The sequence below is a fragment of the Paenibacillus sp. EZ-K15 genome, from assembly GCF_002573715.1.
Lineage (GTDB): Bacteria > Bacillota > Bacilli > Paenibacillales > Paenibacillaceae > Paenibacillus_AQ.
Genome location: NZ_PDHM01000024.1, coordinates 74,878 through 99,676 on the forward strand (window position 1 = coordinate 74,878; position 24,799 = coordinate 99,676).

Annotated in this window: 8 protein-coding genes; all 8 read right to left on the minus strand. The window is 53.3% G+C overall.

Features of this window, described 5'->3' with window-relative positions; translation table 11 throughout:
* Nucleotides 1-15: 15 nt before the first annotated feature.
* Nucleotides 16-270, minus strand: coding sequence for an acyl carrier protein (locus CRG97_RS28595; protein ID WP_076325395.1), 255 nt, complete (start codon nucleotides 268-270; stop codon nucleotides 16-18).
* Nucleotides 271-273: 3 nt separating this feature from the next.
* Complete coding sequence (locus CRG97_RS28600; RefSeq protein WP_098748973.1) at nucleotides 274-1,308, minus strand: HAD-IIIC family phosphatase; 1,035 nt, start codon at nucleotides 1,306-1,308, stop codon at nucleotides 274-276.
* Nucleotides 1,292-1,750, minus strand: a complete 459-nt coding sequence (locus CRG97_RS28605) for a GNAT family N-acetyltransferase (RefSeq protein ID WP_098748974.1) — start codon at nucleotides 1,748-1,750, stop codon at nucleotides 1,292-1,294. The genes CRG97_RS28600 and CRG97_RS28605 overlap by 17 nt, the downstream gene beginning before the upstream one ends.
* Nucleotides 1,751-1,775: 25 nt before the next feature.
* Nucleotides 1,776-2,945, minus strand: coding sequence for a bis-aminopropyl spermidine synthase family protein (locus CRG97_RS28610; RefSeq protein WP_098748975.1), 1,170 nt, complete (start codon nucleotides 2,943-2,945; stop codon nucleotides 1,776-1,778).
* A 174-nt stretch (nucleotides 2,946-3,119) separates the two neighbouring features.
* Nucleotides 3,120-9,617 carry a type I polyketide synthase gene (locus CRG97_RS28615; RefSeq protein ID WP_098748976.1) on the minus strand — a complete coding sequence of 2,166 codons (6,498 nt, stop codon included), beginning with the start codon at nucleotides 9,615-9,617 and terminating at the stop codon, nucleotides 3,120-3,122.
* Entirely contained in the window at nucleotides 9,614-17,428 is a 7,815-nt protein-coding gene (locus CRG97_RS28620; RefSeq protein ID WP_098748977.1) for a type I polyketide synthase, read from the minus strand. The genes CRG97_RS28615 and CRG97_RS28620 overlap by 4 nt, the downstream gene beginning before the upstream one ends.
* Before the next feature lie 13 nt (nucleotides 17,429-17,441).
* Nucleotides 17,442-22,172, minus strand: a complete 4,731-nt coding sequence (locus CRG97_RS28625) for a type I polyketide synthase (RefSeq protein WP_237566605.1) — start codon at nucleotides 22,170-22,172, stop codon at nucleotides 17,442-17,444.
* Nucleotides 22,162-24,789 carry a non-ribosomal peptide synthetase gene (locus tag CRG97_RS28630; RefSeq protein ID WP_098748979.1) on the minus strand — a complete coding sequence of 876 codons (2,628 nt, stop codon included), beginning with the start codon at nucleotides 24,787-24,789 and terminating at the stop codon, nucleotides 22,162-22,164. Before CRG97_RS28630 ends, CRG97_RS28625 begins: the two co-directional genes overlap by 11 nt.
* Between the last annotated feature and the right edge of the window lie 10 nt (nucleotides 24,790-24,799).

Here is a 24,799-nt window from a genome sequence, read left to right on the forward strand (position 1 = left end):
GATGCCTGCTGTAATTCAGGAGTTCTCCCGTTTGCTCTTAATCACCCATTCCGTCAGGTTCTTAACACTGCTGATTGAATCCAGAGTCAAATCATCCTCGTCCACCGTAAAGTCAAACCGCTTCTCTAACTCCGCAAGCAGTCTAATAAATGTCATAGAATCCAATACTCCGGCCGTGCCAATTAAGACGGTATCATTATCAACAAATGACAACTGAAGCATTTTCTTAATTATGTCCGTAATCTCTTGTTCGATCGCATCGCGGTTCATCGTTCATTCTCCAATCTCGAGCCAATTAAATACTTTGTGCGGAAGCGGCAGTTGCAGTATGTAAGTGGATGCCAAGTCATCCGCAGCGGATTTCTTGAAGCCCAGCATTTCCAATAACAGTCTGGCCGGTAAATTTCGCTGTTTGCGCACCAATCGGCACCGTACAGCTTTCGCCATCGGCACCTGTTGTCCCAGCCGTTCAAGAACCGTATATAAAAATGCCGAAGCGATGCCACGGCCTTCGATCCGACAGGAGATGCAAAAGAGATCAAGATTGATCTCTGCGTCGACGATATTCACAAAACAGGTCCCGATAAGCCCGTGCGCGCCGAACCGATCCTCAAGCTTGGCCACATACAAATAGCGGCCGTCCTGCTTGCAATAGGAATCGACGAACGTCATGTCAATTCTCTCCAGCAAACTGTTCATCTGATTCGTACGATGGGACAATTCAACAACCCGGGGGTAATCCCTCTCCTGCGCTAATCGGATCTGCAGCTTCATACCGCATTCCTTTAAAAATTGCTCCCGGCTTCCCTTGTGCTCTTTTTGGGCTTCTTCTCTCCTAGATCGCGCCTGCATATATTGACGCCGGTTCTCCGATTCCTCGGTCGCATGACCGATCTGAAATTCGGGGTACTCAGGCAAATCCCGAAATTGACGGGCGTCATATGTACGTATCTGAGGAGCATAATAGTTTATTTCAAACCGTTCGAACGGATCATTGTCGATCAAAGCCAGCGTATCCAATCCGATGTTCAGTTCCTTCGCTATCCGTTCCATACTGAGCGCTTTTGAGTCAAAATGACACTGTGGATACAGAAAATATTGACCGACGCCCAGCTCCTCCAGCTTGCTTTTCACCTGGTCCCAATTGTTGCGGCTGGCTATGCTCTGAACAATTCCGCGTCGGTCCAATGTATCGAGGACATTTATTATCCCCGGCAGCAGTTTAATGCCTGCTTCGTCTTCTTTAAGCGTCCCCTGCCACAACGTATCGTCTAAGTCCCATACTAGACATTTAATCTTGGGGTCCATTAGGAAATAGCTCCATCGTCAAATGTGTCGGCTTGAAGCCGTATTTCTTATAGAGAAGCCGCATCGGCAAGTTGCTCACATGCACCTTACCTACGATCTGCGTAACTTCCTCGCTTCTGCAGTAGTTCATTCCCGCCTCGAAGAGCTCATCGACATAGGCGGTTCCCCGGCAGGATTCAGCAATATAGAAACTTTTGAAATTCGCATACGTCTCTTTGGTAACCGAGTTTTTACGCGGGGTTATCCACATCCAGCCTGAGACTTCCCCATCCACATCGAGAACAAGCATTCCTTCCCTTTCATATCGAAGAGCCTTTTCTAGCTTTTTCGTATGAAATAGAGGATCGGTAATCGCATCTTCTCCGAATGAAATCATGGAGATTTCTGTCTCGAATATTGTAATAACGGGAATATCCTGGGGCTCGATTTCTCTAATCGGCATCTTGCTGTAACTCCAATCTGTATTCTTATGCGTTCTTTTTTTGAATGAGCTCGAAAGTCTCATAGCGGCAGCCCGGGCAGCCCTCTTTCTTCAGGTGCTCAATCGTTTGCCACTCCATTTGGAAACCTACTTCGGTCACGCGATTACAGCGTTTGCACTCGTATAAGCGAACCGTACGTTTGACTTCTCCGGTATACAGCGCTTGCCTGTATTCACGTTCGATACTTTCATGCGTCTCTTCAGTAGATTGTAACACAATCATCTGGCTTGTGTTACCAATAATTTCCGCACCGATATATTCATTGAAGCGAGGCAAGACACTCGTCACTAACAAGCCCATATTGGCAAATTCGCGCTGCATCGCCAAGGTAAAGTCAGGCGATTTGTGGGCGAACGACAGGAAGATAGGCAGTCCTACATCCCGCTTCAGCAATTGAATTCCGCGGGAGACGAATAACGACATCCCCTGCTGTGTATAAGGCGGATCGGTGAACACGCAATCAAAGCGGTGCAGAAATTCAGACGGAAGCTGTTCGCGAAAATCCATTTCGTAGCAGACGATAGGCAAATCTTCGGTTTCCGCCAGATAGTTCACATAGCTGGTAATACGTTTGTCAATTTCGAATACGTAAATACGGGTGTTCGACTTGGAGGCATCATTACGATAAAGCTGCTTCAGCAGAAACGCCAGCGACACGCTGACGAGATCATCGTCCCCCAGACAAACGATGTCCCTGCCGATTAGAGCCTCGTGACGAAGCGCCAGAACAGCCCGGTTCATGCTCGTAGCCAGAGTGCAGCTTGACTGATCAATCGTAACATCGACCTGAGGCCGTCCCTCAAAAACGCTCTCCAGCTTGGTCATCATGTCCTTCAGTTCGTCAGGCTGCCACTGCTCGTACTTCAAACGCTGATACAGGTCATGCTCCAAATCGCCGAACCCCATCACTTGCTCGACAAAACGGCTTCCTCTTGCCGTGCAGTTCACCCCCCGCTTTTGTTCAATGAGGCCAACCTTGATTAGCTCTTTCTTAATTGCGGACACCAGCGGCAGGGGCAGCAGCGTTTTTCTGGCAATCTCTTTGGTGGAAATGCCCGGTTTGAAGTAAATATCCAGAAGAATATTCTCAATTACTTTTTTTCCTTCCTTCATTGACACTTGAGAATAAACGTAATCTATCAGTTCCTCGTTCATATATTTACCACCAGCTCCTTTAATAAATATATTATCCAACACAATGCACAATTGTATATTATTGTATTCCCATGAAGCTCAATCATTATCCTATATTTACCATAAAAAAGCAAGGCATCCGTTGACAGGCGATAGCCTTGTCTCATGATGCCTTGCTGGTAAATTTGCCTCGTATTATTCCATGACAGAGATTCGAATGAACGGACTTAATTGATGAATCGTGCGATATTTGAATAATTGCTGTCCTTCTGCCGATAAACCTTGTTTCTCCATTTCGATCTCAACCCGAATAGCATGAAGGGACGTTCCGCCCAGCCGGAAAAAATCGTCATCAATTCCGATGCCGCCGATCCCGAGCACCCGTTCCCAAATTTGCACTAAGGCTTCCTCTGTCTGATTGGACGGCGCCCGGTACGGAGCTCTCAGAGCTGCGCTCTCTTCTACTTCCTTTACCGGAATCTGGAGCATCCTTGAAGCGTCAGAATACTGCAGCGGAAGCAAATGTCGGCGATGCTGCTGATTTTCACGGCCGCTGAGAACTTCTTCCCAGCCCGTTCTCTCTAAACTTCGCACCGTCCCTGCGGCGGTGCCCGCTTCTCCTTGATTTTCGCTGCCGCTGAGCTGAGACTGGGTCAGTCCTGCGCCGGGCAGTGGCTCGTTAAGGACTTCAATATGCTTGATGGAATCAGGGATATCCTTTACTGCAATCCGGAAACGCACCTTGCGGCCGGACTCCTCCGTGATGCTCCACGGTCCCGATCTCAAAAATGCGAGCAGCGGCTCATTTTTCCCGGTAATTGTGCACACAGCCTCCATATATTCGACCTTCCGTTCATGGCAATAAGCCTTTAAAGAACTGATTACGGCTGACTCGATCCCTCTCCCAAGAATGCGGCAGCTGAGCAGGAATACATCCAGATGAACAATGTCGTTTTCGAAGCGCGTTATGACCGCCCCTGTCAGTCCGTAATGCCCGAACCTGTCTGAGGCTTCAATCGCCCAGCATTTCGTATCCGGTTCAGCCCGCGTGGCTACCAGCTCACTCTCTGACATTATATCTGCGTTCAGCGTGAATTGATTGGTGCGCTGCGTCAGCTGGGCTATGCGGGGCAGTTGTTCAGCAGTTGCTTCGTAAATGCCCAGTCTAAGCTCCAATTCGTCGAGAAAAGTCTGCAGAGAGGGAGCCGAAGAACGAATTTGTCTGCGCTTGCGCTCTGAGACATACATTTCGGTTCTCCGTCTATCCTCTTCTGTGACGCGCAGGCGATCTGTTGCCCAGATATGCTCCAGGAATGCCGGGATTAGACGCTCTTCAGGAAGCTGAAGCGTAAGGACTTCCGGACACTGTAACTGTACCTCGGAACATTCCAGCGAACTGTCATCGATGAAGATAAAACTGTCTAGTCCTAACCCCAGTTCTTCCGCCAATGAAAGCAAGTTTTCGGATTTTAAGTTCCAATTGATCCGCGTTCCCGCAAAATGTTCTTTTTTAAGCAGCATGTCCGGGTTATTGTCCAGTACATTCCATACATCTGCTTCATTATTCTTGCTGACCAGCACCAGCAGCATGCCTTCTTGCTGCTTGCTCAGCAGATACCGCTGGAACTCGCGGTAGGGACCGGAGGCTGTTACCCCTGCCGCTCCATCCTCCCCGCATACCCCACGCCAGAGCGTGTTATCGCAATCCACCGCAATAACTTTGAAGGGATGTCCCTGCCAAGCGAGCAGCCGGCGTGCAATAAGAGTACCGATTGCCGCATAAGATTCCGGTGTAAACGGCATATGTGCAGCTTCATCGGCAGTGGAATCGTGTATGTGTTCAATACCGAACATGGAGCCAAGCTCTCTGAAATCGATAACCTGAACATAATCCAGCCTTTCCAATTCGCGCTTCCAACGATTCCCGAGCTCTTCCAGGTAGCTCTCCATGACCGGAGAAGCCCCTAATGAAGCGGATACGGGAAACACTCCGGCGAATATCGGGCCCGTTCTCCGGCCGGCAGATAATGTCTGCAGCAGATCGGCCAGTGCTCGTTCGAGCTTTTTAATCTGCTGGGCCTCCGGAGAGCGGTCATCCCTCAACCAATCTTCAAAGCGGACGAGCAGCAGTCCCGCAGCCTCTTCGGACGAGAAGGAGCTGTCCGGGTTCAATAGCTCCTGAAACACTTGTTGATATGGTGCAAAACGGATGTCAACACGTGTTCCGAACTGCTCTCCCCACCAGCTGACATAAGAACGAATCGGGTCCGCAGTAAAGGTAGAGACGGCCGTTACGGTAAAGACACGCTCCGGCAGCGAACTGCTTCTTTTTGCCGCCGCTTCGGCCTCCTGCTCTTCGGTGAACAGCCGGATTTCGCTCAATTCAATAGCCGGGTTTTCCAGAGCCAGTTCAATCAGATCCGTAAAATGCCCCATGAGTCCCGCCATGGTTGCTTCCGCGAACAAAGCGGTATTGTACTGCATGACACAGAGCAAGCCGCCATGATCCGCATAGCCGATATCGAGTTTGAAATCGAGCTTGGAAATTCCCTTCGTAATTTCAAAGTTCTCGAAAGTGAGTCCTTCTGCGGTAAGCACGGTGTCACCATCAAATTCATTGTGAAAAATCATCATCGTATCAAACAGAGGATTACGTCCGCGCGGTAGTTTCGCCGAGAGCTTCTCGACCATCCGGTCGAACGGGAAGTCTTGATTCTCATATGCATTCATCATCGTGTCATTCAGAATAAGCAGTTGATCGAGAAGACTGAGCCGGTCTTGGAAACGGACCCGGATCGGCAGGAAGTTCGTGAACATGCCTATTAAAGGCTCCACATCGGCATGCCGCCTGCCTGCCACCAGCGAGCCGACCGTAATGTCGTCCTGACCGGTATATTCATGCAGCACAATCGTGTATAGATGAAACAAGAGCACATTAATCGTAACATTCTGCGATTTGGCCAAAGCATTCAGCCGGTCTGCGGTTTCCTTGGACAGGCTGATCTTGTGCGCTCTGCCGACAAACGATTGAAATTCAGGTCTCTCGAAGTCATACGGCATGTTCAGCACAGGGATTGTCTGCCGGAACTGGTTCATCCAATAATCCTCTTGCTTCCGAATAACATCCCCGCTCAACAGGCGATGCTGCCATTCCGCGAAATCCTTATATTGAATGCGCAGAGGCGGGAGATCTTTTCCGGCATACAGATCGCTGAATTCCTTAATAAACACATTCATTGAAGCGCCGTCCGAAACAATATTGTGCATATCCATAAACAGCACATGTTTCTCCGGCTCTATTCGAACGAAAGCGGCGCGAATAAGAGGGGCTTTGCCCAGATCAAACGGCCTGATAAACTTCCGCATGATTTTCTTCAAATCTTCCTCGTCCGCTTCCATGCGTTCCACGGTAAACGTGAAACTCTCATGAATTTGCTGAACCGGTTCTCCGTCTACCATATGAAACGAGGTGCGCATGTTCTCATGACGGTGAATCAATTGAATGAAAGCCTGCTCAAAACGATCCGCTTCCGCTTTTCCGTGCACCCACAAAGCCATCGGCATGTTGTAAGTCGTTACCGAACCGATTTGCTGATGAATGAGGAACGTGCGTTTCTGTGCAGAGGACAAGCGGTAGTAAGGTTTGCTCTCTGCCGGTTCGATTGCAAAATATTTATTTTTAGCTTTCTGTCCGATATAACGGGCAAGCGCACTTATCGTCGGCATGTTGAATATATCCGACAAAGCCAGCTCCACATCAAGTTCCTTGTGAATCTTAGTGATCAGACTGGTCGCTTTCAAAGAATGCCCGCCTATTTCGAAGAAATCCTCATGAATTCCGATGTGCTCCAAGCCGAACAGATTGCGCCATATGCCGGCCAGCGTCTCTTCCAGCGGGTTGCTTGGTTCGGATAACCCATTCTCTTTCTGGGTCTCTATCCGGTCATCCCGCTCCGTAATAGCTTGTTGTCCTGCCCTCTTCCCTGGCAAATCGGAGTGGACGATCTGGATCCCTTCCTCATCCAGCCAGAAACGGCGACGGTCAAACGGATAAGTTGGCAAAGGAATACGGTTTCTTTTCTCTTCCCCGTAGAAACGGGCCCAATTTATTTTTATCCCCGCATTCCACAGACGCCCCACTTGAAGGAGCAGGTAAGCGACATCAGAGGTATTCTGCTTCGGATGACGCAGGAGGTTCACCATAACACGCTCTTTAGGGGCCCCGGCTGAGTTTTTGGAGAATTCATGATGACTCTTCGCAAATGCGGTCAGGGCATTGCCTCCGCCAACCTCTACAAACGCAGCATCCATTTCGTTCATCAGGGTACTGAGCCCGTCTGAGAACCTTACCGTGCCGCGCAGGTGCTGTGCCCAGTAAGCGGGACTGATTGCCTGCTCATCCTGAATCCAGGTCCCCGTGACATTGGAAATAAAGGGCAACTGCGGTGCTTTCAGCACAAGCTTGCCTACCTCGCGCTCATAGGCTTCCAGAATGGGTTCCATCATGGCGGAATGGAAGGCGTGTGACGTGTGGAGACGACGGCATTCGACTCCTTTCTCTTCCAAGGAACCGGCCAATGACTCTACCGCTTCCGAAGTGCCGGAAACAACGCACATGGAAGGAGCATTCACCGCAGCCAGCGATACGCCGCCGGACAACAGTGGAAGTATCTCCTGCTCGGTCAGCGGGACGCTCAGCATGACACCACTTGGCAGACTCTGCATCAATTGACCGCGAAGGGTAACGAGCCGCACTGCATCCTCCAGCGAGAAGACGCCTGACAGACATGCGGCGACATATTCACCGATGCTGTGCCCGATCATGACTTGCGGCTGTACTCCCCATCTCATCATCAGTCTGGCAAGCGCATATTCGACCGTAAACAGAACCGGCTGGGCAATGTCAGTCCGGTTAATAAGTGACGTATCCGGCTCATCGGCGGAGGGATATAGAACCCGCTTCGCCTCATGGCCGATCTCATCCGGCATCAGCTCGAAGCAGCGGTCCGCCTCCTCGCGAAACACCGGTTCCTGTTCATACAACTCCCTGCCCATTCCGCTGTACTGCGAGCCTTGGCCGGAAAACATGAATACGACCGGCGGCTCATCGACAGAGGCAAATCCGTTCTGAACTTCGGGCGAACCAGGTTGAGCAAGCAGCATGACCGCTTCATCCGCGCTTCCGCAGACCAGTGTCCTGCGGTACGCGAAAGCAGCCCTTCCCTCATGGAGCGTATAGGCCATATCTGCGAGGCTCACGTCAGGATGCTCCTGCAAATGCAGCGCTATCCGCTCCGTCAGTCTGTCGAGCGATGCTTCCGTCTTGGCCGACAGAGAGATAAGCTGCGCCGACCTGCCCCGTGAGGAAGCGGAAGCAGGCGGCGCTTCCTCCAGGACAACATGCGCATTCGTGCCGCCGATGCCAAAAGAGCTGACGCCTGCCCGGAGAGGGAAGGCATCGTTGGTCCAGTCTTTTAACCGGTCGTTAACAAAGAACGGACTGTTCTCAAAATCGATTTTGGGATTCGAACGTTCATAGTGAAGTGTAGGCGGCAGCTGTTTATGGGTCAGAGCGAGCACGGTCTTAATGAATCCGGCTACCCCTGCGGCGTTGTTTAGATGCCCGATGTTGGATTTAACCGAGCCGATGCCGCAGTATCTCTTCTTGTCCGTTTGAAAAGCGGTCTTCAATGCTTCGATTTCGATTGGATCGCCAAGTGTCGTACCTGTACCGTGCGCTTCAATATAGCTGATGCTTTCCGGCTCCACTTCAGCTACATGATGAGCGGCACGGATTACGGACGCCTGACCGGATGTACTAGGAGCGGTATAGCCTACTTTTCGGCTGCCGTCATTATTGATCGCCGAGCCTTTAATTACAGCGTATATATGGTCGCCGTCTGCAAGCGCATCCTCCAGCGGTTTCAAGGCGACAATCCCGGCGCCCTCACCGAAGACGGTGCCCGCCCCTTTCTCGTCGAAGGCCCGGCAATGGCCGTCAGGTGAATTAATCATCCCTTCCTGATAGAAATAACCGGCTCTCTTGGGCAGTTGTATCGATACGCCGCCGGCCAGCGCCATGCTGCACTCCCCGCTGAGCAGACTTTGACAAGCAAGATGAATGGCAACAAGCGAAGTCGAACAAGCTGTCTGCACCGTAAAGCTCGGTCCCTTCATATTGAGCTTATAAGAAACAAGCGTGGCCATATAATCGCGTAAATTCAGCATAGCCGTCTCCAGGGTGGCGGATTCTTCCGCTGTTCCCAGCCCCTTGAACGCGCGCATGAACCAGTTGGAATTAAAAGCCGCGCCTATATATAACCCGATCGAGCCTCTATATGTCTTGGGATCATAACCCGCTTGTTCGAGCGCTTCCCAGGAACATTCGTGCATAAGACGGAACTGCGGATCCATAAGTTCGGCCTCGCGAGGCGTATAATCGAAGAATTCGGGATCGAAGTACTCGAGATCATCGAGTACTCCCTTGGCCTTCACATAATTAGGGTGAGTCACCGTCTTCACATCGATGCCTTCTTCCAACAGCTCTTCATCACTGAAAAAAGAGATACTCTCCTTGCCGCTGCAGAGGTTATTCCAATATTCCCGCAAGTTTTTGGCTCCCGGAAACCTACCGGACATGCCGATTACGGCAATTTCCGAACCGTTATACTCTCTACCGTTCGATATGCTCATAGCAAGACCTCTCCTTTGCGTCTTTTTTCTTTTTGCAGCTGCTGCCGCTTTCTTCCCTTCGCGGCGGAGTCGATCATTTGATGTTCCATCTCCGCCTCTGCCGCCTCGTTTTCTTCGCTGTGGGTAAGGCGCTGAGCCAGGGCATGAATGCTGGGATAGGTGAACATATCAACAACGGCGATACTCTCGTCTAACGCTTCATTCAATTTGGCGGTCACCTGGATCATATCCAGCGAGCTGGCTCCCAGATCGAAGAAATTATCGTGGATACCTACCTCGTCAATACGGAAAAATTGTTTCCACACCTCGGCGATCGTCTTCTCGACCCGATTGCGGGGCGCCGCATAAGGTGTGGTTAGATCCGGCCTGCTGAATGAGGCGCCGCCTGCCGCGTGACTGTCTTCTTTCTTGCCTGCGTGCCGAATCCATTGATCGATACGCGTCTGAAGATCACCGGTCGATACAATAATTTGGTTGCTGCCGCACGGACTGTAGACGTACCGGAACAGATCAGGCGCTTCGGCAGGCGTTATCGCCAGTTCGACAAGCGACTCTCCGATCGTCGAGCGGTGTTCTTCCCAGAATTCCCACGCATCCCAATTGACGCACAGCCACTTCGTCCCGCCAGCCCGGTTCTGTTTGCGGGCAAAGGCATCCATGTACAAATTCGCGGCCGAATAAGCGCTGAAGCCAAGTCCCCCGAGTATGCTGGCGATGGAGGAGAACAGGATGCATATCTCGGTCTCCCTGTCAGCAATTAGCCTGCCCAGCGTCTGCAAACCCTGGACTTTGGCCCGGAACTGCTCGTCGGATTGGTCTCCGCTAATATTCTCGATCGCGCGGAAAGATTCGCCGCCAGGAAGTCCCGCCGCCTGCACGACGCCATGAAGGCGGCCGTACTCACGATCAATAAACTTGAAGACATGGCTCATCTGTTCTTCATTAGACAAGTCGGCCTGCATATAGTTAACCTCAGCGCCGAGTTCTTCCAATTGCAACACACGTCTGATTTTTCGAGAAAGCGGATGCTCCTCTCCATGTTCAGCCAGACAACGCGTATATTCTTTCTTGTCGGGAAAGCTTGAACGTCCGGTAAGAATGAGCCGTGCGCCGTAATTGCGTGCGAGGAACTCTGCTGTCAGCATCCCGATTCCTCCCAGCCCTCCCGTAATCAGATATACACCCTGCTGCCGAAATGGAGCTGCCGGTTTCTCCGCCTGGCGCAGTCCCACCGGCTTGAAATTCTGAACCCATCGGTAATTCCCCCGATAAGCGATAAGCCGATCCGAAGGCGGGGACGATAATTCCCTCATAAGTTTGTCAGCGATTCGCCGCTTTTGCTTGGTCTCTTCCTGTACATCAATATCAATGCTCACACATGTAATTCCGCTGTATTCCTGCTGAATAACCATGCATGGGCCGAGGAGCGTCATTTTACCTGGAGACAGCCGCTCCATCCCGGTTACCTCCTGCATCCCTGAAGACACGACTGCTATACGGATATCCTCTTCCTTATGCTTGCGCAGTGCCTGAGCCAAATAGATCAGGCTGTAGTAGCCTTCTTCTTGCTGGCGGCGTTCAACCGCTTCCGTATTGGAGCGTTCCATTTCCTCTTCTTCATCCCCAGAGGAGGAAACATTCCACAGGTGAGCGACCCTGTCGGGAACGAAATCTCGCTTTTGCAGTTCCTCCAGCAGCCGGACGTAATGCTCCGCAGAACTTGGGGACAGCGTGAACGTTCCATTCTCATGCGCGCAGAATGCGTTCCCCGCCTTAACCATCACCGTACGTTCACCCATATTCTGAATACTTGCAGCCAATTCGTCCGCGATCCCGCAATCATCCTTGAATACAAGCCAGTTATGACTGTTATGACCATTCTGATGACTTTCTTCCGGTTGCTCCTCCAGCAGGGCGCGTTCCCAGGAAGGATAATAAAACCAGTCTGCCATGTCAGAGTTTTTACCGCCTCTTGGGGCTGAGGATGGCCTCGCTCCCGTTAATGGCTGCTGCTCATCATCAAGCCAATAGCGCTGGCGCTCCATCGGATAGGTTGGCAGCTCGATGCGTCTACGCCGCTCATGGGCGTAATAGCCCGTCCAATTGATATCGATACCGGCCAGCCAGAGGCGTCCGATTTTGTTCAACAAGTGCGCGGTATCAGAAACCGCTTCCTGGGGATGTCTCAGCATATTGACAACGATCCGGTCGCGTGAACCCGCTTCATGCTTGCGCACGAATGTGCTGAGCGAATTGCCCGGTCCGGCTTCTATGAATACAGAGCGCGGATTATTCAACAGTTCTGCAAGCCCGTCCGCAAACCGCACGGTCGAGCGCAAATGCCTGACCCAATACTCCGCATCCGTAGCCTCTTCAGATGTGATCCAAGTGCCGGACACGTTGGAAATAAAGGGCAGCTCAGGCTCATGCAGCTGGATCGAGCGTACTTTATCCGCGAACGCCGCAAGTATCGGATCCATCATATGAGAATGGAAGGCATGAGATGTATGGAGAAGACGGCAGGCACAGCCTTTGTCTTCCAGCAGCCGTGAGAATGCATCAATCTCAGCCGATGTGCCAGATACGACGCACAAGGAGGAGCTGTTGACTGCCGCCAGCGCAATATGATCAGGCAGCAATGGGCGCAGTTCCGCTTCCGACATCGCCACGCTGAGCATAGATCCCGCCGGCAGCCCCTGCATGAGCCGGCCTCGAAGCGCTACGAGCTGAAGCGCATCTTCCAGCGTGAATACACCAGCCAGGCATGCTGCCACATATTCACCGATACTGTGACCCAGCATCGCTTCGGGCCGGATGCCCCAGCGGATCAGCAGTCTGGCAAACGCATATTCGATCATAAAAAGCATGGGCTGGGCGATATCCGTCCGCATCAAGATTTCCTCTCGATGATCTTGGTCCGATTCGCCAGCGGCATAAAGGACAGCCTTTAAGTCAAGCTCTACATACGGTTGAACGAGCTCGAAACAGCGATCAAGTTCTTCCCTGAATTCAGGTTCGTTGAGATAGAGCCCCCGTCCCATGCCAACGTATTGCGATCCCTGGCCCGGGAACATGAATACTACAGAGCGTGTTTGCGTCCCCGTTTGGCCTTCGGCAATTTTATCGGACCCTGTCGATGTCAAGATGGCGGTCGCTTCTTCCGCATCCTTGCACACGAATGCGGCTCTCCACTCAAAAGCCTTCCTGCCTGCTTGCAGCGTATACGCCGTATCTGCCAGATTCACTTGCGGATGCTCTGTCAAAAATGCGGCCAGACGTGCTTTCGCCTCCGTCAATGCTGTTGGCGTTCTTGCTGACAAGATCAGCAGCTTCTCTGCACGACCTTCGTCGGATGGTTCCCTAGGGGGAGCTTCTTCCAGTATGACGTGCGCATTCGTGCCACCGATGCCAAATGAGCTGACTCCGGAGCGCAGGGGATGCTCCCTTCCTTCCCAAGGCACCAGTTCCGTATTGACGACGAAGGGACTGTTAGCGAAGTCAATGTTGGGGTTGCCCCGTTCATAATGCAGGCTCGGCGGAATTTGCTTCGCTTTGAGTGCCAGTACCGTTTTAATGAACCCGGCCGCTCCGGCTGCGCTGTTGAGATGGCCGACGTTCGTCTTGACGGATCCGATACGGCAAAATCCCTTTTTATCGGTGCCGAAGGCTTCCTTCAAAGCCTCGATCTCAATCGGATCCCCCATGCTTGTGCCTGTTCCGTGCGCCTCTACATAAGAGATGCTTTCCGGGTCCACACCCGACATCCGATGAGCGGCACGGATGACCTCGGCTTGTCCCTTTGTGCTCGGAGCGGTAAAGCCTACCTTGCGGGTACCGTCATTGTTCAAGCCAAAACCCTTGATAACGGCGTGGATAACATCTCCGTCCGCAATGGCATCACTCAGACGTTTCAGGACAACGACACCGACCCCGTCTCCGAAAACAGTTCCTGCCGCCTGCTCGTCGAAGGCTCGGCAATGCCCGTCCGGCGACTGAATCATACCGTCTTCGTACAAATAACCGGATTTGTTGGGTACGCTGACAGTGGAGCCGCCGGCCAGTGCGATGTCGCACGCCCCCGCCAATAATCCTTGCGAGGCCAGAACGATATTAACCAGGGATGTGGAGCAAGCGGTCTGCATAGAGATGCTGGGGCCCCGGAGATTGAGTTTATACGACAGCTGGGTGCTAAAAAATTCCCTGTCGTTAAGAAGCATGGCGCTGAATCGTTCCGTTCCGCCCAAAGCAGCCGCAAAACGGGAAACCCACTCCAGATTCGGAGTCGCGCCCGCGTAGACGCCGATAAGTCCCGGGTAGGTGTCGGGATTGTATGCGGCGGCTTCGATCGCCTCCCATGCGCATTCGTGAAACAGCCGCAGCTGCGGATCCATTAGCTGAGCCTCCCGCGGAGAATATCCGAAGAACGCGGCATCGAACTGATCGATCCCATTCAAAGCACCTTTGGCTTTTACATAGGAAGGATGGGATACAAGCTGCGGGTCAACGCCTGCCTGTACCAGCTCTTCGTCCGTGAAGAACGTTATCGATTCGACGCCGTCGCGCAAATTGTTCCAGAACTGATCGATGCTGTCCGCACCCGGGAATCTGGCGGCCATACCTATGACCGCTATCTCAAGCCCATTCTCCCCCACGGCTTCACGTTCCGTTTGTTCCTGCCTTCCCGTCAGATCTCTATCTTGGACCGATATGGTCCTCATCCGCTCGGAACGCGCCATTCCCTCGTTAATGACATTCTGGCGTTCTGCTTCCTCTTCAACCGCTGCCTCATCGGACGCTGATCTTCCCTGCCCGTTTTCACGCAAGAATGACGCTAAGGTACGAACGGAGGGATAGGAATACAAGGTAACCACGGGCACTTCCCTCCCCAGCACTTCCGCAAGCTTATCAGCCAGCTGGGAAATATCGAGCGAGCTTGCACCGATTTCAAAAAAGTTGTCATTGATCCCAAGATGCGCGAATCCGAAGTGATTCTGGACAAGTTCTGCAACCGTCTGTTCTATAGAGGATGCAGACCGCATACGGGCGGCTGCTTGGGATTGTTTAACCGCATCGCTTCCTGTCTCCGTTTCCGGAGGGCGGCCCAATCTCCGCTGAGCTGTTTTCTCGTGCATGTTTCCCAATGACATTTGTCTGCCCTCTACGGAGTACCGCTGGCTTTCGAACGGATAAGTCGGCAGAGCAACCCGCCGTCGGCGTTCCGAGTTGTAGTACCCCTTCCAATCGATCTGCGTGCCTGCAATCCACAGTTTGCCGATCTTCTCTAGTAAGAAAGCATCATCTGCGGCCTGCTCGTGCGGATGACGGACGAGATGGAACACTTCATGCTTACGCTCCGTGTCCTTCCCCTGTTGTTTGCGGATGAAGCTGCTGAGAACATTGCCAGGTCCGATTTCTATAAATACGGCCTGCTTCTCCTTAAGCAGCTCGGCCGCCCCGCTTGCGAACCGCACCGTTTCCCGTAAATGCCTAGTCCAATATGCGGGATCAGCGACATCTTCCAGCGTTATCCATGTACCCGTTACATTGGACACATACGGAATTGACGGGGCGGATAGGACGACCTGCTTGACTTTGTCCATATACTTCTCCAATATCGGCTCCATCATGGCCGAATGAAACGCATGTGACGTATGAAGCTTTCGATGCACCACCTGCATCCCGGTAAGTTTGGTTTCAAAGGAAGCGATGGCCGCATGCGGGCCGGAAACAACGCAGAGCTCGGGTCCATTAACGGCTGCGAGTGCCAGTTCTTTCGGAAGAAGCTCTACTAAACTTGCCTCGTCAAGGGAGACGCTCAGCATCTCTCCGGCTGGCAGGCTCTGCATAAGCTTGCCGCGCAGTGTGACGAGCTTCAACGCGTCCTTAAGTGACAGAACACCCGACAGGCACGCAGCCGTATACTCTCCGATACTGTGCCCGATCATGGCATTCGGCTTAACGCCCCATGACATCAGGAGCTGCGCAAGCGAATATTCGAACGCGAACAATGCCGGCTGCGCCGCTTCCGTCTGGTTAATCCCATCAGCAGCTGCCGCACTGTCCGAAACCCCATACAGCACATGCCTTGGATCGGCGCCACCCTCTGCTGTAATGATTTCGCAGCAGCGGTCCATTTCCGCCCGGAACAAAGGCTCCTTACGGTATAAATCAGCTCCCATGTTCACATACTGCGAGCCTTGCCCCGGGAAGAGGAAAACAACCCGGGTCTGATCCCTCTCCGACTCGCCCGTTTGCAATTTGCCTTCATCGATAGCATCCAGACGCTCCAAAGCTTCACGGACATCAGCGCAGACCAGTGTTCGGCGGTAGCGGAACCGTTTGCGGCCTGTCTGCAGCGTATAAGCCGCATCAGCCAAATCGGCTTCGGGACAAGTCCGCAGAAACTCGCCGAGATTGCGAGTCGCCCGTTCTAACCCTTCCTCCGTCCGGGCAGAGAGTACGAGCAGTTTCAGATCGCGTCCCGCCGAACTTGCCGCGCCAATCGGGGCCTCCTCCAGAATGACGTGGGCATTCGTACCCCCGATACCGAAGGAGCTGACTCCTGCTCTCCGAGGTCCTTCTGTTCTTCTCCAATCGCTAAGCTCCGAATTGACTATGAAGGGAGAGTTTTCAAAATCGATTTTGGGATTCGGATGATGAAAATGAAGGCTTGGCGGGATCTGCTGATGCTTAAGCGCCAATACGGCCTTGATGAAACCCGCGACTCCTGCCGCGGCGTCCAGATGACCGATATTGGATTTGAGCGAACCGATTTTGCAAAAGCCCCTTTTATCCGTGGCGAAAGCAGCCTGCAGCGCCTCCACTTCGATCGGGTCCCCCAGTGTAGTCCCTGTTCCGTGGGCCTCAATGTACCCGATACTTTCCGGATCAACTTCTGCCATCTGGTGGGCCGCGCGGATGACTTCCACCTGACCGTTGGTGCTTGGCGCCGTGTAACCTACTTTCCGGCTGCCGTCATTGTTAACCGCCGAGCCTTTGATAACCGCATGAATAACGTCGCCGTCCCTAGCGGCGTCTGCGAGACGCTTGAGCACGACGATTCCGATTCCGTCGCCGAACAAAGTGCCGCTTGCGCCTTCGTCAAAAGGCCGGCAGTGTCCGTCGGGAGATTGGATCATGCCTTCCTGATAGAGATAGCCGGTTGTGCGTGGCAAATTGACCGAAACCCCTCCTGCTAAGGCAAGATCGCATTCGCCGGCCAGCAATCCCTGACAAGCCAGATGAATAGATACAAGAGAGGTGGAGCAAGCCGTTTGCACGCTTACGCTTGGGCCTTTCAGATTCAGCTTGTATGAAATTCGCGTCGTAAACGAAGGATTATTTAATTGCAGAATTTGAAATTGATCACTGGCATGTGCAGCATTCATGACTTGGCTTGCGACCCAATAGGTGTTAGGAGAAGCCCCTGCATACACCCCGATGAGTTGATCCTCGGTTTCGGGAAGGTGTCCCGCATGCTCAAGCGCTTCCCATGCACATTCGTGGAACAGACGGAACTGTGGATCGATTAGCTCGGCTTCTCGCGGCGTGTATTCAAAAAACGGCGCATCAAACGACTCCACGTCATCTAGCTGAGACTTTGCTTTGACATACTGGGGATGCCTGAGCATTTCCGGGGCAATTCCTGCCTTCTCCAGCTCTTCATCCGTAAAAAAAGTGACCGACTCCTTGCCGGCACGCAAGTTTTCCCAAAACTCCGCGAGGTTCTTCGCACCCGGAAATCTTCCTGCCATTCCAATAACGGCAATTTCCAAACCGGTTTCTCCGTACTTCTCGTTCTCGGCACTCATCTCGCCACCTCCTTCACGTTCTATTCCTTTTTTGCAGCCGCTTCTGCAGCCTGTGCTTTCCGTCCTGTATCAGTTCTGTGCGGTCCGCTGTCTCTTCCTGCTGACCGGTTCCCGCTTGTAATCTTCTCAGCAACCCAGCGAGTGCATAAATGGTCGGATGGCTGAACATGTCAACCACTGACACTTCCTGCCGAAGTGAACGTTGGAGCTTGGAGTTCATTTGAATAATATCGAGCGAGGTAGCCCCCAGCTCGAAGAAGTTATCATGCAGGCCGACTTGATCAATACCCAGATAATCCTGCCAAAGCTGGGCTAAAGTCTGCTCCAGTTCGTCCTCTGGAGGCGCAAACGACGTGCTGACGTCGGAACGTGCCGTTGTGCGGGATATGCCGCTCATCTCCCCGTCCACTAGGGATTGCAGGGATGAAGTGCGGGCGGCATGCAGCCGCAAGCTCAAATCCGTCGTCGATACCGTTACCTGAGGCAGACCGCAAGCCAGTGCATACCGGAAAACAGCGATTCCTTCCTCAGGGAACAGCCGGGTCTGCTTGTCCGGGCCTTGTGCGGACACTCCCGCTTGCGCCGCAGCGATGGCGACTTCTTGTTCAGCTGCCGCGGCCATTCCGACAGTCTGCCACCCGTCCCAATCAATCGCGACGACATGCGTATTGTCCAGCGCGCGTTTACGGTAGGCGTAAGCATCGAGAAACGCATTGGCCGCGCAGTATCCCGCTTGGCCCAAGGCGCCCAGCGCACTGGTCAGAGAAGAACACAATACGAGGAAGTCCAGCTTCCTTCCCGCCAGCACTCGCTCGAGGACACGCGTGCCGTTCACCTTGGCCGTCAATGCACGTTCTTCAATCTCCCAAGTCCGCCGCTGGATGAGCGCACCATCGGCCGTGCCGGCCGCATGGATAACGCCATGAATCGTTCCGAAGCGGTCGACCGCCCGGGCTACGGCCTGCTCCATTTGCTGCTCATTGCTTACATCCGCTTTGCAGACCACTACCTCGGCCCCGTACAGCTCCAGCTCCTCGAGCTTTTTCAGCTGAATCGCCTGAGTTTCGTCTGCCGTATGTTCGGCACATTGACGCCAGTCCGCTTCTTCCCCTATTCCCGATCGGCTGACAAGGATGAGCTTAGCCCTTACAGTCTTCGCCAGATGCTCCGCCAAGGTCATTCCTATTCCACCCAAGCCACCGGTTATTAGGTATACCCCCTCTTCCCTGAGGCCGGATTTCTCTTCGACAGCGGCAGGAACCGGAATTGGAACGTATGTCTGAACCCAGCGGTTCGAACCGCGATACGCGACGAGAATATCCGCAGAACCAGCGGTTAATTCGGCTAGTAATCGGCCCAATAGCGCTTGCTGCCGATGTTCTGAAACCTCCTGCCCGAGCGAATCCGCAATATCGATGCTGCGACAGCGCACATTGCCGTATTCCTGCGGAATAACCAGACATGCCCCAAGCACCGCCGCTTGTTCCGGCAGCAGCCGCTCATCTCCTGTCACCTCTTGCATACCGGACGTTATGACCGTAAGCTGCAGCTCATCCTGCAGCCCGCAAGTCCCAATCGCCTGAGCCAGTGCAATAAGGCTGAGATAACCATTATCGATTACCCTGGCACTGCGGGAAGCGGTCCATTCCTCGGTATGTACGCTCTCCTCCGTCAGCCAGGCATGAACAATGCGCTCCGGCATAGTGCCGGTTTCCTTCAAATTCTGCAGCAGCCGGGTATAATGTTCTTGCTGCCCCGGATCGATCCCGTACGCATGATCATCCAGCTTAGCAAACGAATCGGATGGATAAACCGAAACGATGCCATGACCGGCTTGCTGTAACCCCGCTGCCAGCCGGGAACAAATGCCATGCTCTGGCGCAAAAACTAGCCAAGTGGTCTTGGCATTCATGCCCGCAGCCGCAACCGCCTCTTCGTTCAACAAGGAACGTTCCCAGATTGGCGTGTACAGCCACTCCCGTACAGCATTCTTTTTAACTCCGGCAACGCTTTGGGGTCTTGATTCCTTCGCTTCCTTGCGGACAAGACCTTGCTTTAGAACATCCGTATCAAACGGCGGATCAACCCAATAACGCTTGCGCTCAAACGGATACGTCGGCAGGGCAATCCGCCGGCGCTGTTCGTTCGCTTGGAATGCCTTCCAATCGGGCCGAGCTCCTTCCAGCCACAGGCGTCCCACCTGCTGCTGCAAATAATAATCGTCGCGCACCTGCTCCTTCACATGCCGGATAAGATTGATCACGGCGTGCCGTTCCTTCTTATCCGGATGCCGGCGCACGAATGCGCTTAATGTGTTGCCGGGACCGACTTCCACAAACACGGACTTGTCGTCATGCAGCAGCTCGCTAAGACCGTCGGCAAAGCGGACGGTGCCGCGCAAATGCCGGACCCAGTAATCGGAATCGACTGTTTCTTCCTTCGTAATCCAGCCTCCGCTTACATTTGAAATATACGGTATGTCCGGGGCCTGCAGCTTCATCCCGCTCAACTTCAGACGAAACGGCTCCATTGCCGGTTCCATCATGGCGGAGTGAAAGGCATGTGACGTATGTAGCCTTGTGCAGGCCTGCCCTTTCCGGGTCAGCTTTTCTTCCAAAAGCTCTATCGCCTCATGAGATCCCGATACGACGCACATCGCCGGACCGTTAACTGCCGCAATCGACAAGCCTTCGTTCACGAACGGTAGGAGTTCCTGCTCGGGTAAAGGTACGCTTAACATCGCTCCCCCCGGCAGATTGTGCATAAGTTTACCCCGCAGCACGACCAGCTCCAGCGCTTCTTCTACCGTTAATACTCCTGCCAGACAAGCAGCCACATATTCTCCGACGCTGTGTCCGATCATGGAGGCGGGCTTCAGCCCCCATCCGATCAGCAGATTTGCCAGCGCATAGGAGAATATAAACATGACCGGCTGTGTCACGTCCGTCTGCTTCAAGCGATCACTGTGATCGCCGGCCGCTTCGCTACCGGTGGGAAACATCAAAGCTTTTAAATCAACGTCCATCAACGGACGGATAATGTCAAAGCACCGGTCGGCCGCTTCGCGGAATTGGGGCTCACGGTTGTACAGATCCAGTCCCATATTGACATACTGCGCGCCCTGCCCCGGGAACATAAATACGAGTCTGGGCTGTTCAGTGCCGCCGACACGGTTGTAAACCCGTTCAGGAGGCAGGCTGTCCAGCAGCTCCAGCGCTTCCTCCGCCGAAGAACTTACAAGCATGCGTCTATGCTTGAATGCCCTGCGGCCGATTTGCAGTGTATAGGCCGCATCGGGTAGAGACAGGCCGGGATTGGCCCGCAAATATTCGCGGAAGCGGGCTGTAGCTTGTTCAAGTCCCGATTCCGTCTTTGCGGATAAAAGGAGCAGCTGTGAATCTCTTCCTTTGCTTTCTTCCGCCAGGGGCGGCGCTTCTTCAAGTACCACATGCACATTGGTTCCGCCGATGCCGAACGAGCTCACTCCGGCTCTTAGCGGATGAAGCTTGTTCGTCCAGTCCGTGAGTTCCGTATTGACGATAAACGGACTGCCGGCAAAATCGATTTTGGGATTAGGCTTCTCGAAGTGTAAGCTTGGCGGAAGCTGCTTGTGCATAAGGGCCAGCACCGTTTTGATGAATGCCGCAACCCCTGCGGCGCTATTTAAGTGGCCGATGTTCGTCTTGACGGAGCCGATCCGGCAGAACCCTGTCTTGTCCGTCTGGAAAGCCAGCTTAAGCGCTTCGATCTCGACCGGATCGCCCAGCGCCGTACCGGTTCCGTGCGCTTCGATATAGCTGATACTGTCCGGAGCGACCCGGCTCATCCGCTGCGCCGCCCGGATTACCTCCGCCTGCCCCTCTACACTGGGAGCGGAGTAACCCATTTTACGCGTACCGTCATTGTTCGCCGCCGAGCCCTTAATAACCGCATAAATAGCGTCTCCGTCGGCTAATGCCTGCTTAAGCGGCTTCAGCACAACGACCCCCGCCCCTTCGCCGCCGACGGTTCCCTTGGCATTTGAAGCGAAAGCACGGCAATGGCCATCCGGCGAGCTGACCATCCCTTCCTCATATAAATAGCCTTCCGTCCGGGGTACCGTTACGGTAACTCCGCCGGCTAACGCTATCCTGCATTCGCCCGTAAGCAATGCTCGGCAGGCCAGGTGAATGGCCAGCAAGGAGGTGGAGCAAGCAGAATCGACGTTCACACTCGTGCCTTTTAAATTCAGCTTGTGGGCAATACGCGTGCTCAAGAAATCTTTGTCCGACAAAGCCAGTGCGGCGAACTGCTCGGCTGTGCTCTCGCTGCGCGAAAGCATGGCCACTAGCTGCCAGTAAATACTCGATGATGCCCCTGCGTACAGACCGATAGCGCCGTTTGTCTGCTCCGTGTCGTAGCCTGCATGCTCCAACGCTTCATAGGCGCACTCATGGAAGATCCGCAGCTGCGGATCAATGACTTCAGCCTCGCGCGGCGAATAATCAAAAAAATCAGAATCAAACCATTCCGCATCCGGTACGAGCCCTTTCGCTCTTACATATCTGGGATTTCGAATCAGTTCGGGATCGACGCCTGCCGCCTCAAGTTCGCTATCGGAGAAGAAATGGATCGATTCCTTGCCGTTTCTCAGATTATCCCAGTACTCCTCGATATTTCGCGCTTCGGGAAACCGGCCCGCCATACCGATCACAGCGATTTCCAGCCCGGTAGCCGTTTGTGAATGTCTGGTTTTAGTCATCATGAGCTCCCTCCAGAATCAACATCGTCTGTTCCATGGTTTCGAATCCCGCATCCATCTCTTCGTTGTCGGCCATATCTTGGGGCATTGGAGCCTCCCCATTGTCCATCCTCTGTAAATAGCCGCCGAGCGCCGAAACCGTAGTGTACTGGAACATAACGGGTACTGGAATGTCATGCCCGAAGGTTTCCTTCAGCATATTGACTACCTGGACCAGCTGAAATGAGTTGCCTCCCAGGTCGAAAAACGTATCCTGTACCCCGACTTTGTCTTCGCTAACCGCCAAAACCTCGGCCCAGATCCGGACCAGCGTGTTCTCTGTTTCACCCTGTGGTGCCACGTATTTCTTGCCAGTATGAACATGAGCTTTCGGATCAGGTAATGCTTTCATATCCAGTTTGCCGTTTGCCGTTACAGGAAGCTCATTCAGGTAGACAAAATAGGCCGGAATCATATAAGCGGGCAGCTGCCCGGAGAGATGCTCCCGAAGTTTAGCAGCGGAGAGATCATCCGGCCCGGTATAGTACGCGCATAAGAAGTTCTGCCCGCTCTCATCTTCCATGATGCGGATTACAGCTTCGCGAACTTCCTCGTGACGCCGCAGCAGAGCTTCGATCTCACCGGGCTCTATGCGATATCCCCGTACCTTGACCTGGTCGTCCTGTCGGCCCAAGTACTCCAGCGTTCCGTCTTGAAGCCAGCGTCCCAGATCACCCGTCAAATACAGGCGCTCTCCGGGAGCGAACGGGTGAGGGACGAATTTCTCTCCTGTCAGCTCCGGTCGACCGAGATAACCGCGAGCCAGACCCGCACCCGAAACGCAGATTTGGCCAGGCAATCCTGGTGGAAGCAGTTGAAAATTAGCGTCTAATATATAAACCTTGGCATTGTCGACCGGCCGCCCGATCGGAAGGCCTCCGTTGTCCAGCTTAATTTCGGTGAACGTAGTCACGACCGTATTCTCAGTAGGACCGTAATTGTTGAACAGCCTGTAGTTGCCCGGCTTATACCGCTTCAAGCGATCGCCGCCTGTTAACAAGATCCGCAGCGGGGTTTGTTCCCGGTCCGGCAAATCCATAAACTGCTCGCACATCAGAGTCGGCAGGAAGGCGATGGAAATGCCGTTCTCTGTGAAAAAATCATCCAGTTTGTTTGCATCCAGTCTGATCTCGGATGGCACGATATGAATGCATGCCCCTGCAAGCAGATAGGGAAACACTTCCCACACCGAAGCGTCAAATCCGAAACCGGCATACTTAATGCTGCGATCCAATGTTGTTACACCAAAAGTGCGATTGTGCCAGAAGGCCAGATTGACAAGCGAACGGTGCTCAATCATGACACCTTTCGGCTGTCCTGTTGACCCGGATGTATAGATAACATAAGCCAGATCATCCGCTGTGCTCTCTAATGCCAAATTGCCTGCTTCGCCGGCAAACAACTCTTCATCATCCAGACACAGTGTCTTGCGGCCTGTCATTCTGCCGATAAAAGCCTGTTGTGTCAGCACCACTTGTGCGCGGCTGTCTTCCAGCATGTACGTTATGCGCTCGTCGGGATAATCCGGGTCTATCGGCAGAAAAGCACCGCCGGCTTTAAGGACGGCCATCATACCAAGCATCATGTCAGCGGAAGGTGCAAACAGCATGCCTACGATGTCACCCGCCCCGATTCCTTCCGTCCGCAGTACCCGGGCAAGCTGGTTGGCCTTCTCATTCAGCTCACCATACGTCATGTGCTGCCCTCGGTTAACGATGGCAGGCGCATGCGGGGTCCGTGCCGCCTGCTCTTCAAACCATTGCTGAACGGTCTTATGTTCAGGAAATTCGGCTGGACTGCCGGCCAGAGGGCCGAGAAGATCCTCTCTCTCCCCCGGCAGCAGAATGTCGATGCTGTTCAGCGGAAGATCCGGATTCGCCAGCGTCTCCCGCAGCAGAAGTGTGTAACGCGAGACAAGTTTATCTATCGTGTCGCTGCGGTAGAGCTGTGCGTTATATTGAACCGTACCGCCGATGCGGTCTTGCTTCCTGCAAAAAGAAAACAACGTAGTCCATTTCACATTCCGGAAATAACGCTCTTCATGAATGTTGTCGAGCAGCAATGCCGCCTCGAATAACGGATGTGCGATGGGATCATCCGTTTGAAGCGCCAACTGTTCCGCCACCATCTCCATCGGATAGCTCTGATGATCCACGGCTGCCACAACCGTATCTTGCGTGTGAAGAAGACATTGTCTGAACGAGAGTGAGCGATCGATCTTAATCCGTAAAGGCAGTACGGAATTGATAAATTCCGCCTCTTCCTTCTGCTTATAGATCGGAGTCCCTAGCGTAACGACACTGCGATTGGACATTTTGGCCAGCAAAACGGCGAGTGCAGCAGATAGTACGATATGAAGCTTTGAATCCGATCCGTTGCTGACTTGCAGCAGGCGGTCCGCCAGCTCCTGCGGGAAGGAGAACGAAACATCTTCAACCGTCACCCCTGTTCCGCGCGTGTAATCGCCAGGAAACCCGCTCTTGTCATATTCTCCGGACAATGCGGCCAGCCAGTAATCCCGTTCCTTGCTCTTTTGAGAAGCTGCCACTGCCAGACGGTCCAAACGATTTTCAAGCCCCATCCCTATTCCT

Coding starts and splice junctions, on each gene's coding strand:
- CRG97_RS28625 (WP_237566605.1), bottom strand. CDS start 22,172: ATGATGACTAAAACCAGACATTCACAAACGGCTACCGGGCTGGAAATC.
- CRG97_RS28610 (WP_098748975.1), bottom strand. CDS start 2,945: ATGAACGAGGAACTGATAGATTACGTTTATTCTCAAGTGTCAATGAAG.
- CRG97_RS28605 (WP_098748974.1), bottom strand. CDS start 1,750: ATGCCGATTAGAGAAATCGAGCCCCAGGATATTCCCGTTATTACAATA.
- CRG97_RS28615 (WP_098748976.1), bottom strand. CDS start 9,617: ATGAGCATATCGAACGGTAGAGAGTATAACGGTTCGGAAATTGCCGTA.
- CRG97_RS28595 (WP_076325395.1), bottom strand. CDS start 270: ATGAACCGCGATGCGATCGAACAAGAGATTACGGACATAATTAAGAAA.
- CRG97_RS28620 (WP_098748977.1), bottom strand. CDS start 17,428: ATGAGTGCCGAGAACGAGAAGTACGGAGAAACCGGTTTGGAAATTGCC.
- CRG97_RS28600 (WP_098748973.1), bottom strand. CDS start 1,308: ATGGACCCCAAGATTAAATGTCTAGTATGGGACTTAGACGATACGTTG.
- CRG97_RS28630 (WP_098748979.1), bottom strand. CDS start 24,789: ATGGGGCTTGAAAATCGTTTGGACCGTCTGGCAGTGGCAGCTTCTCAA.